This is a genomic window from Hyalangium sp., assembly GCF_045802625.1.
GTDB lineage: Bacteria > Myxococcota > Myxococcia > Myxococcales > Myxococcaceae > Hyalangium.
This window is the reverse complement of sequence record NZ_JBJMQP010000056.1, coordinates 1-9161: the sequence shown is the minus strand read 5'-3', so window position 1 is coordinate 9161 and position 9161 is coordinate 1. Positions and strand designations below refer to the sequence as shown.

Annotated in this window: 9 protein-coding genes and 1 pseudogene; 3 read left to right on the top strand and 7 right to left on the bottom strand. The window is 69.2% G+C overall.

All coding sequences use genetic code 11. From position 1 onward, the window contains the following. The 4 genes from pgi to ACJ8AT_RS11800 all read right to left on the bottom strand — a co-directional run. Positions 1 to 1060 (bottom strand): glucose-6-phosphate isomerase (pgi, locus tag ACJ8AT_RS11815; protein ID WP_407737791.1); only part of this gene is annotated, 1060 nt, incomplete at its 3' end. Between the two features lie 138 nt (positions 1061 to 1198). Then, entirely contained in the window at positions 1199 to 2623 is a 1425-nt protein-coding gene (locus tag ACJ8AT_RS11810) for an amidohydrolase family protein (RefSeq protein ID WP_407737790.1), read from the bottom strand. Positions 2624 to 2710: 87 nt separating this feature from the next. After that, positions 2711 to 3589 carry a sterol desaturase family protein gene (locus ACJ8AT_RS11805; RefSeq protein ID WP_407737789.1) on the bottom strand — a complete coding sequence of 293 codons (879 nt, stop codon included), beginning with the start codon at positions 3587 to 3589 and terminating at the stop codon, positions 2711 to 2713. 11 nt (positions 3590 to 3600) lie between these two features. Beyond that, complete coding sequence (locus ACJ8AT_RS11800; protein ID WP_407737788.1) at positions 3601 to 4257, bottom strand: TetR/AcrR family transcriptional regulator; 657 nt, start codon at positions 4255 to 4257, stop codon at positions 3601 to 3603. Positions 4258 to 4447: 190 nt separating this feature from the next. Here ACJ8AT_RS11800 and ACJ8AT_RS11795 point away from each other — a divergent pair. Continuing rightward, positions 4448 to 4879, top strand: a pseudogene (locus ACJ8AT_RS11795) (M23 family metallopeptidase); the annotation flags it as partial. A gap of 180 nt (positions 4880 to 5059) precedes the next feature. Here ACJ8AT_RS11795 and ACJ8AT_RS11790 read toward each other — a convergent pair. The 3 genes from ACJ8AT_RS11790 to ACJ8AT_RS11780 form a co-directional block, all read right to left on the bottom strand. Continuing rightward, the gene (locus tag ACJ8AT_RS11790) at positions 5060 to 6766 is read right to left on the bottom strand and encodes a GTPase (protein ID WP_407737787.1); all 1707 of its coding nucleotides are present in this window, start codon (positions 6764 to 6766) and stop codon (positions 5060 to 5062) included. Between the two features lie 85 nt (positions 6767 to 6851). Further along, positions 6852 to 7166 (bottom strand): type II toxin-antitoxin system RelE/ParE family toxin, encoded by a 315-nt coding sequence (locus ACJ8AT_RS11785; RefSeq protein WP_407737786.1) that lies wholly within the window; start codon positions 7164 to 7166, stop codon positions 6852 to 6854. Continuing rightward, positions 7163 to 7393, bottom strand: coding sequence for a hypothetical protein (locus tag ACJ8AT_RS11780; protein ID WP_407737785.1), 231 nt, complete (start codon positions 7391 to 7393; stop codon positions 7163 to 7165). Before ACJ8AT_RS11780 ends, ACJ8AT_RS11785 begins: the two co-directional genes overlap by 4 nt. A 132-nt stretch (positions 7394 to 7525) precedes the next feature. Here ACJ8AT_RS11780 and ACJ8AT_RS11775 point away from each other — a divergent pair, with 132 nt between their 5' ends. Both ACJ8AT_RS11775 and ACJ8AT_RS11770 read left to right on the top strand, forming a co-directional pair. Continuing rightward, the gene (locus tag ACJ8AT_RS11775; protein ID WP_407737784.1) at positions 7526 to 8425 is read left to right on the top strand and encodes a dimethylarginine dimethylaminohydrolase family protein; all 900 of its coding nucleotides are present in this window, start codon (positions 7526 to 7528) and stop codon (positions 8423 to 8425) included. Position 8426: 1 nt separating this feature from the next. Beyond that, a partial coding sequence (locus ACJ8AT_RS11770) for a hypothetical protein (RefSeq protein WP_407737783.1) occupies positions 8427 to 9161 on the top strand: 735 nt, incomplete at its 3' end.

Genomic DNA, 9161 nt, shown 5'->3' with positions numbered 1-9161 from the left:
CGTAGGCGTGCTGATCCGTGGAGCCCTTGTTGCCGTAGACGGCGAGGCCCTGGTTCACCACCTTGCCGTCCAGCGCCTGCTCCTTGCCCAGCGACTCCATCACGAGCTGCTGCAGGTACCTGGACATCAACATCAGCCGGTCCTTGTACGGCAGGATGACCATGTCCTTGGTGCCACGCCCATTGCCAGCGTGGTGCCACATCAGCGCCAGCAGGGCGGCCGGGTTGCGCTTCACGTCCTGCTGGCGCGTCTCCCTGTCCATATCCCGAGCGCCCGACAGCAGCCCATCCACATCCAGCCCCTGCAGCCGCGCGGGCAGCAGGCCCACCGCGGAGAGCACGGAGGTGCGGCCGCCAACCCAGTCCCACATCGGGAAGGTGCGCAGCCAGCCGTTCTTCTTCGCGGTCTGGTCCAGCTCGCTGTTGTCGCCCGTCACCGCCACCGCATGCGCGCCGAACGAGAGGTTACGAGCCTGGTAGGCGCGCTCGGCCTCCAGCATGCCGTTGCGCGTCTCCTTGGTGCCGCCCGACTTGCTGACGACCAGAGTGAGCGTCTCCTTCAGCTTGTCGCCAATGTGCGCCAGGACGCGGTCCATCCCATCCGGGTCCGTGTTGTCGAAGAAGAAGACGCGCATCCGGTCCGACGCGGAGCCCAGCGCATCCGCCACGAGTTGGGGCCCCAGCGCCGAGCCCCCGATGCCCACCACCAGGAGCTGGGTGAAGCGCTCGGCCGTCTGCGGCACGATGCGCCCGGCGTGGATCTCCTCGGAGAACCAGTGCACGTCCGCGAGGGTGTCGCGGATGGCGCGGCCGATCTCCGCCTCGGGCGCCATCTCCGGAGCACGCAGCCAGTAGTGGCCCACGCGGCGCTTCTCGTCCGGGTTGGCGATGGCGCCCTTCTCCAGGGCGTCCATGGCGGTGAAGGCCGCTTGCATGGGCGCGCGCATCTGGTCGAGGAACGTGGCGGTGAAGTTCATCCGCGAGATGTCGAGCGTGAAGCCCACGGAGGGGCTGACGCACAGGTACTGCTTGTATCGCTCCCACAGCTCACGCTGGGTCATCACGCCTCTCCAGTGCCTGGGTTTGCCGTGTGTCCTAGCGCCTCGCCTCTCAGGGGGGAAGTGGCCCGAGGGCTCCTGGCTCCAGGGGCAGGGACTTCGCCCGGCATTGAACACAAGGGTGCACGAGCGGGCCGGGGGTCAGCCCTTGGAGGCCCGGGCGGCGGCGGCCACCTGCTCCAGCTTCGCGTCCAGCTCGCTCCGGGGGAGCCACCGGCCGCGCACCATGACGCCCACGAAGGCCCGGGTGAGCGACACATCCTGGAGCGGGTTGGTGTTCAGCAGCAGCAGATCCGCGCGTTGGCCGGGAGCCACCGAGCCCCATTGATCGCTCTCCCCGAAGTACGCCGCCGCGTTGCGCGTGGCGGCCTGGAGCACGGTGAGCGGAGGCAGGCCAGCGGCGGCCATCGCCTCCATCTCATCGTGCGTCGCGAAGCCGGGCACCATGAAGAGCTGAGGCGAGTCCGAGCCCACCAGCAGCGGCGCTCCCGCCGTGTGTAGCCCCTGGAGCACCAGCCGGCGCAGCTCGAGGAACCGGTGCTTGCCCGCCACGGGAGCCGCCGAGAGCGGGCCGGTGAGCAGCTCCTTCGTCCATGAGTCCACCGCGGCGGAGGGCACGTAGCGCAGCTCCCGGTTCGTGCGAAGCTCGGGCACGGCTCCGTCGCTGGCGACAATCTCGAAGAGGGCCATGGTGGCGGAGTTGAAGATGCCCGCCTGCTTCGTGGCCAGGGCGAGCGCGGGGATGCGGGCCGGGTCCATCCGGGCGAGGGGCTCACCGAACTCCACCTGGTCCACCACGGCGGTGTCTCCGGGCGGCAGGAGCGCGGCGAGGTAGCCGTCGAGGTGCTCGATCTGCTGTCCCGACTCGAGCGCGTGCATGAGCCCGACATCCTGAGTGACGTGGCCGCTCACGCGCATGCCCTGGGCCTTGGCCTCGGAGATCATGGCGTCGTACGTCTCGCGGCCGAGGCCGCCATGCGTCTTCAGCAGATCGTACCCGGCGGCCTTCTGCTCGCGCACCCGCTGCCGGGCCTGCTCCGGGCCCTGGACGGACTTGCCGTGGAAGGAAGGCCCCGCCACTCGCAGGGTGGGGCCGAGGACTTCTCCTCGCGCCACGCGATCCCGGAGGGCCAAGCCGCTCGGGGGGGCGACCAGGGCTCGCGCGGTGGTGACGCCATTGGCCAGCAGCAACGTGAGCTGCTGCCCGGCGGGATCCGAGGGCGCTCCGTCACCGGGCTGCAGGTGGATGTGCATGTCCACCAGCCCCGGCATGAGGTAGCGGCCCTGCCCGTCGATTCGCATCGCGCCGTCGGGCACGGGGGTGGAGGCCGCCGGGCCCACGGCCACGATGCGGTCGCCTCGCACCACCACCGTCTGATCTGCGAGCACCCGATCCGAATCCAGCGGGAGGACGGAGACGCCGACGAAGGCCATCACCGCGGGCGCTCCCGTGGCAGCGGCCGGGGACGAGGGAACAGGCTGTGCGCTCTGCGTGGCTGCGCACCCCACGAGCCCGAGCAACACCCCGAGCCATCCCCACGAACTCCTCCTGGACTTCGACGACATGGCCATAACCCTCCCATGCGCTCTGGCGGCGTGGCGCGCGAACACGGGAGGCAGTCTGCCTCTTCCTGAGCGGGAAGGTGGCTTCTCTCAGGCCGGGAGTGTCGACGGAGGAGAGGCTTGCTCTCCCTCGGGCTTCCAGGCCGGGTTGCGGAAGGCGCGGGCGAGCCGGAGGCGCAGCGGCTCGGGGCGCCGCAGGTCTCTCCAGATGGCACCGAACTCATGGAAGGCGATGCGCACCGGATTGTACGTGTGGATGTTCTTCGTCAGCCCATACACGGGCTTCTCCACCTCGGGCGCGAAGGTGCCGAAGAGCCGGTCCCAGATGATGAGGACCCCGGCGTAGTTCTTGTCCAGGTACTGCGGATTGGACGCGTGGTGGACGCGGTGGTGCGAGGGCGTGTTGAGCACCCACTCCAGGAACCCGAGCCGGCCAATGGACTCGGTGTGGATCCAGTATTGGTAGAGCAGGCTGATGGACTGCTGGACGACGATCATCGCCGGGTGGAACCCGAGCAGCGCCAGGGGCGCCCAGAAGGGCACGCCGGTGAAGGTCGTCGTCCAGGGCTGCCGCAGCGCCGTGGAGAGGTTGTAGTACTGGCTGGAGTGGTGGCTGACGTGTCCGGCCCAGAAGAAGCGGCTCTCGTGGTGGACGCGGTGGAACCAGTAGTAGCAGAGGTCCTCACCGAAGAAGATCAGCACCCAGGCCAGCGGCCCCGAGCCCATCCTCAGCGGGGTGAGCTGGTAGAGCAGCAGGTAGAACGCGAAGACGACGACCTTCCAGAAGGTGGTGATGATGAGGTTGCCGAGCCCCATGGAGAGGCTGGCGGCGGTGTCCTTCACCGTGTGGCCTCGGACGTCGCGGCCCTCGTCCTTCATCCGCTTCACCACCACGGCCTCGACGATGACGGACACCACGAAGAACGGAACGGCCGGGGTGAGCAGATCGGGAATGTGCGTCGTATCCATGGGTACCCTCGTTAGGCCCGCTTGAGCGGGCGCTGCCGGCCGCGAAAGAAGCTGAGATGGACGAAGCGCGTGAGCACCTTGAGCATGCGCTGGATCGCCGGGTGATCCGGCCGCGCCACGCGGGCGATGACACCGCCCTGCACCGCGTCGATGACCAGCTCGACCACGCCCTCGAACTCCGGATGCGAGGCGGCCTCGGGGAACAGCTCGCGCGCCACGCGCACCAGGTTCTCGCGGTGGGGACCCTCCATCGCGGCCAGCGCGCTCTGGAGCTCGGGGTCCGTGCGAGCCGCCACGTACAGCTCGATGGCCGCCTGCAGCTCCGGACGCTGGAAGACGGTCCACAGCATCTGCACCGCGGCGCCCACGCGATCCCTCCCGCTCGGCAGGCCACCGAGCCCGGCCAGGTAGTCCTGGATGAGCCGGGGGAAGAGGTGTTCGACCGCGGCGCACAGCAGATCAGCCTTGGTGTCGAAGTGCGTGAAGATGGCGCCCTGGGAGACGCCAGCCCGCTTCGCCACCTCGATGGTCGTCAGCCGGGCGTAGCCCTGCTCCACCAGCACCGTGATGGTGGCGTCGAGCAACCGGCGGCGCGTCTCCTCGCGGCGCTCCTGCTGGGTGCGGCGCGGGCGCGAGGGCGTCCCCTGTCGTGCCTTTCGCTGGGCCATGAACTCCTTTTAGCCGTTCATATAAAAAGTGACCAGTCAGTCAGGCCGGTGAGTAACGCCCAGGAGCTTGGAGAAGAGCAACCGGGAGGGCAGGGGCTCTGCTCAGGGGCCGTGCGGCAGGCGGCGCTGAAGGGAAATTCCGTCACGGAATAGGCTGCGGCTGTCTCTCAGTTGAGAGGCGGCCCCAACCATGATCATTCCCTCCCTTCTGATTCTGGCTTCGGTCTCGGCAGTCTCCCCCAACTCCGAAGTGGATATGCCTGAAGTGGCTGTCCCGTTCGCGTGTGGCCGCATCTATCCGGTGAGCCAGGCGCATGACACGGGTAGTCACAAGTACAACGACACGTATGCTTGGGATTTCCGGATGCCCGAGGGCACGCCGGTCGTCGCGGCCCATGAAGGTACTGTCCGCATGGCACGCGGGGACAGCACCGAGGGCGGCTGTGACGAGAAGTTCGCCCCCATGGCCAACTACGTCGTGGTCTCCCACGGCGATGGGCTGGAGACGCAGTACCTGCACTTCAGCGCGGTGGTGGTGAAGCCCGGCGAGCACGTGAAGCAGGGCCAGCTCCTGGGCTTCTCCGGCGAGACGGGCTGGGCGTGCGGCGCGCACCTGCACTTCAAGGTGGCGCAGGAGACGGGGCGCGGGTGGAACAACCCCTCGGTCCCCGCGCGCATCATCGGCTATGGCGATCCGGCGCGTGACACGAACGTGGCGGCGCCGGTGTGCCGCGACGCGCAGAACAACAGCGTGCTGGCCGCGCAGGAGCCCTCGCGCACGGGCGAGGCGGTGGTGTCGCTCTCACCGGCCGCGGATCAGGCTCAGCATGCGCCGAGCGGCATCCCGCCCGGGGCGCAGAGTGTCCTCGACAGCCTCTCCCAGCCGCCCGCTCAGGGTGGTGAGGGCCTCCATAAACCGCAGCCGGCCCGCCCGGTGAGCCGCACGGCCAGCGCCCGCGAGACTCCCTGAGGCCAGCAGCGCCCCGGCGCCCGCGAGCAGCACGAAGAGCGCGCCCGCGTTGACGAAGTACTCCGTCGTCAACAGCGGGCCCTCCAGGTAGGCACGCACCACGCGGTAGCCCACGTGCCCCAGCAGCGCGAAGAGGGGCAGGTTGATGAGCGGCAGCACCAGCCATCGAGCCACGCGCCACCAGCGCGCCACGGCCTCCGCCACCGCCGTGGTGGCGGTGTAGCGCCAGGTGCTCGCGCGCATGGCCTGGAGCTCCGCCAGGAGCGTGCCGGTGTCAGGGACTCCCAGCGCCTCGGGAGACAAGCCGCTCGCATGCGCCACGGCGCGGGCTTCGATGAGCGCGGCGCGCGCGGCGGACTCCACCGCGAGATCATCCTCGAAGGGCTCCACCACCGTGGTCTCGGCGGCGCGGGCCCGGGTTCTGTCCCTCACCGCATCCAGCGCGGTGGAGGCCGCGGCCACTGCGAGTCCGACGGGAAGGCTGCGCCGAGCCAGGAACGTCGCGGCGCCCATGCCTCCCGCGCCCCACAGCGAGAGGCGAAGCCCCCACGCGGCCGGTCCCCAGAAGCGGCCCGCCGCCTGCCTGCGGACCTCCGAGGCGAGGTATCCATGGGCCAATCCGAGGCGTGAGTCGAAGTCCTTGCGAAGCCCCTCGCTGGTTCGATTGAGCCCGGCCTCCAAGGCGGCGCGCGTGCGGGACAGCAGGGCTTCGGTCTCCTGAAGCGACGACTCCACCCGGGTGGCCAGCTCTTCCAGAGCGCCCAGGGCATTGCCCCGGCGCACGCGGGAAGCCACCGCCTGGGTGGCCAGCTCGCGCAGGTGGAAGAGGAAGGCGCCGAACTCGCCCGAGACGTCCTTGCCCGTGCGAGCGGATCGGGCGCTGATGGCGAAGGTGGGGATGGAGTCCTGGGGCAGTCCGAGCTGCTCCGAGGCGAGCTTGCGCGCCTGGGCCTTGAGGGCCTCGCGAGAGTCCGCGGACAGCTCATCCGCGAAGTTGATGAGGAAGACGAGGGCGCGGCGCCGGGCGAACTCGGAGAGGAACTCGATCTGGGTGGCCTCGGCGACGCTCCCGCGGTGCATGACCACGAGCGCCACGTCCGCGAGCTCCAACGCGGCGCGAGCCACCTCGCGGTGGGTGGTGGCCACGCTGTTGAGGTCCGGCGTGTCGATGAAGATCTGCCCACCCCAGAGGCCGTTGGGGCTGGCGGTGTAGCGCGTCACGGTAGCGCCCACGCGAGCCAGCGCCTCCAGCTCCGCGCCCGCCGGGGCGAAGACGGTGGCGGTGGTGCTGGTGGGGCGGTCCTCGCCTTCACGGGCGAGGTGCTGTCCGGCCAGGGCATTGAGCAGGGTGGACTTGCCCGCGCCGGTGGCACCTACCAGGGCGACGGCGAGGGGGGCATCCTTCTGGGCCACGCCTCGGGCGTAGTCCTGGCGGAGCCGCTCCAGGCGCGCGGCGTGCGGCTTGAGCGCCGGCAGCGCCAGGGCCGCGGCGAGCAGGGCTTGGAGATCCTCGGGGTCAGGCAGTTTCGTCTCGTCCACGCGACCCCAGCCTCACCGACTCACGTGCGCCGAGCCAGCATCGAATGCATCGAGGGTGCATCAGCGTGCAGTTGGATCTCGAAGTTCAGGGACCACGGAGCGGAGGTTCCTTTCCGCGCACGGCACTCCAGATGGCGAGGACGTGCACGATGCCTGCTTCCGAATCGTGCACGTAATAGACGTGATAGCGGGAGGCCGGAAGCATCAGCCTCCTGAGGCCGGGGATCTTCCGGGCAGGGTATCGGCGCCCCGCACCGGGCGCATCCGCGAGCAGTCCGAGCGCTGCAACCAGCTCGTCCGCGAAGAGGTTCGGTGCAGCGGGACGGTTCTCGCGCCACCAGCTGTCGATGGCCAGGGCTTGTTCGTCTGCGTCCGGTTGGACGATGACGCGCGCCTTCATTTACGGGAGCGGAGCTTCTGGATCAGTTCCTCCGCAGGCCTGCCTTGGCCAGCTTTCGCGCTCTCCCATCCTCGGGCAAGAGCCGCGTGGAGGGCATCGCGCTCCGCATCGTCGAGGTCATCACCCGGATCCACAATCGCCAGCTCGAGGACGGTCCCCTCAGGAAACTCGACCGGCTCCTCCACGACCAAGCGACCTTGTTCGACTCGGGCCTTCAACGCGTCCATACACCCATTCTATGGTGCCAATGCTCCTCAGGCCATCACGAGGTTTGGAAGGTTCTGGGATGTGTTGGAGGCGTGGCAAGCCGCCGCTCGCCTCATGGCTGGCTCAGCTCTTCAGTGTCAGGGGTCAGAGCGATGAGGGATCTCTTCCTGATGTCACCCCCCGGGCGGACCTGGGCGCTGCGGGGCAGGGCCAACTTCCGCAGTCAGCAGGCGGCGCCGGTGGATGCGCGAGAGGCTCGCCGAGAGTGGCTGGAGTTCGCTCGAGCCCTGGAGTCACGCGGCGCGGTGGTGGTGGCGCTGCCTTCTGCTTCGGAGGAGCTCACCGGCATGCCCTACGCCGCCGAGTGCGGACATGTGCTCGCACGCGAGGGCGCACCGCCGCTGTTCCTCCTGCCGCGCATGGCCAGTCCCCACCGCCGCTCGGAGCGTGATCACTGGGCGCCGCTGGCTCGGAGGATGGGCATGGAGGTGGTGAATCCGGGAGCCGGCATCTGGGAGGCCCAAGGAGACGTGGCCACCTTCGACGGAGCGACGATCCTCTTTCATGGGGTCCGCACGGATCGCGAAGGCCTGGAGGCCGCCGCCCGCTACTTCCCAGGCGAGGTACTGCGGGTGGAGCTTCGCGAGCCCGCCTTTCACGGCAACATGGCCCTGCTGCCCCTCTCGGCGGTGGATCGGATGCTGGTGTGCCCGGAGGTCATCGCGCCGCCGTCCTACGCGCTGCTGGAGCAGCGCTTCGGCCGCGAGCGCCTGCTGCTCGTGACGAAGGAGGAGATTCGCAGCTACGCCACCAATGGCCTGCCGCTCGGCAGGGAGCTGCTCGCCGCGAGCGTGCTTCCCGAGCGCGTGCGTGCGCTGGTGGAGGCCCAGGGAATGCGAGTGACGGCCCTCGTCATGCGTGAGCTGTGCGAGAAAGGTGGAGGCGCGTCGCGGTGTCTGGTGTCCCATGCGCGCCTGGAACTGGAGCGCGTGACCATTCCCGAGGAGAACCGCCTGGCTACCGTGGCGGCTCGAATGGAGGCAGAGGGTTGACATGCAGGTACTGGCCGCCAACTTCTTCGCGCGTCACCCGGAGCTGTCACTCGCGGCGCTGGGCGCAGCCGCCAATGGGGAGGCGCTGGACTTGAAGCCCGCGGGAGTTCCCGTGAAGTTCCTTCCGGCCGAGCACCACGGAGAGCTGGTGCGGCAGTACCGGGAGCTGAACCAGCTCGCCTTCCAGTCGATCGGTGTGCCGAGCTGGGTGCTGTCGGATCTCTACCTGTTGCCGGGAGCCATCGGCCTGTTGCGGTGTCCGGCGCGGATGCTCGATGACCAGGCACGCGAGAGGCTGAAGCTGGCGGGCGAGGCCATGGCGATCGGCGCGGCCTACTACGCGGCGCCCTCGGTGGTGCCGGGCCTCTTCATTGGAGTCTCGCTGATGAGCTTCGTGCACGGCATCCGTGCGGGCTCGTGGGTGAAGATGCTGACGTTGAGGATGCTGCGCGCCAGGCGCATGCGAGGGGTGGCGCAGTGGAACAACCCAAGCATGCGCGTCCACACGCGCCTGGGGCCCCTGCGGCTGGTGGGGAGCGTGCCGGGAGACCACGAGTACGCGGACCGGAGCTTCCTCTACGAGACGGAGCTCATGGACGAGGTGCGCCAGGTCACGGCCATGGAGCGCCAGCTTCACCTGCCGCCCACGCGCCGGATCGCCGTGGACGACACGGCCGCACTGACGGATTTGCTTCGGCGCGCGGAGGAAGGAGAAGCGCTGCACATCGTCCCGCCG

Bases quoted from the DNA above. Each gene is read 5' to 3' on its own strand.
- ACJ8AT_RS11810 (WP_407737790.1), bottom strand. From the start codon at position 2,623: ATGTCGTCGAAGTCCAGGAGGAGTTCGTGGGGATGGCTCGGGGTGTTG.
- ACJ8AT_RS11805 (WP_407737789.1), bottom strand. From the start codon at position 3,589: ATGGATACGACGCACATTCCCGATCTGCTCACCCCGGCCGTTCCGTTC.
- ACJ8AT_RS11800 (WP_407737788.1), bottom strand. From the start codon at position 4,257: ATGGCCCAGCGAAAGGCACGACAGGGGACGCCCTCGCGCCCGCGCCGC.
- ACJ8AT_RS11785 (WP_407737786.1), bottom strand. From the start codon at position 7,166: ATGAAGGCGCGCGTCATCGTCCAACCGGACGCAGACGAACAAGCCCTG.
- ACJ8AT_RS11780 (WP_407737785.1), bottom strand. From the start codon at position 7,393: ATGGACGCGTTGAAGGCCCGAGTCGAACAAGGTCGCTTGGTCGTGGAG.
- ACJ8AT_RS11775 (WP_407737784.1), top strand. From the start codon at position 7,526: ATGAGGGATCTCTTCCTGATGTCACCCCCCGGGCGGACCTGGGCGCTG.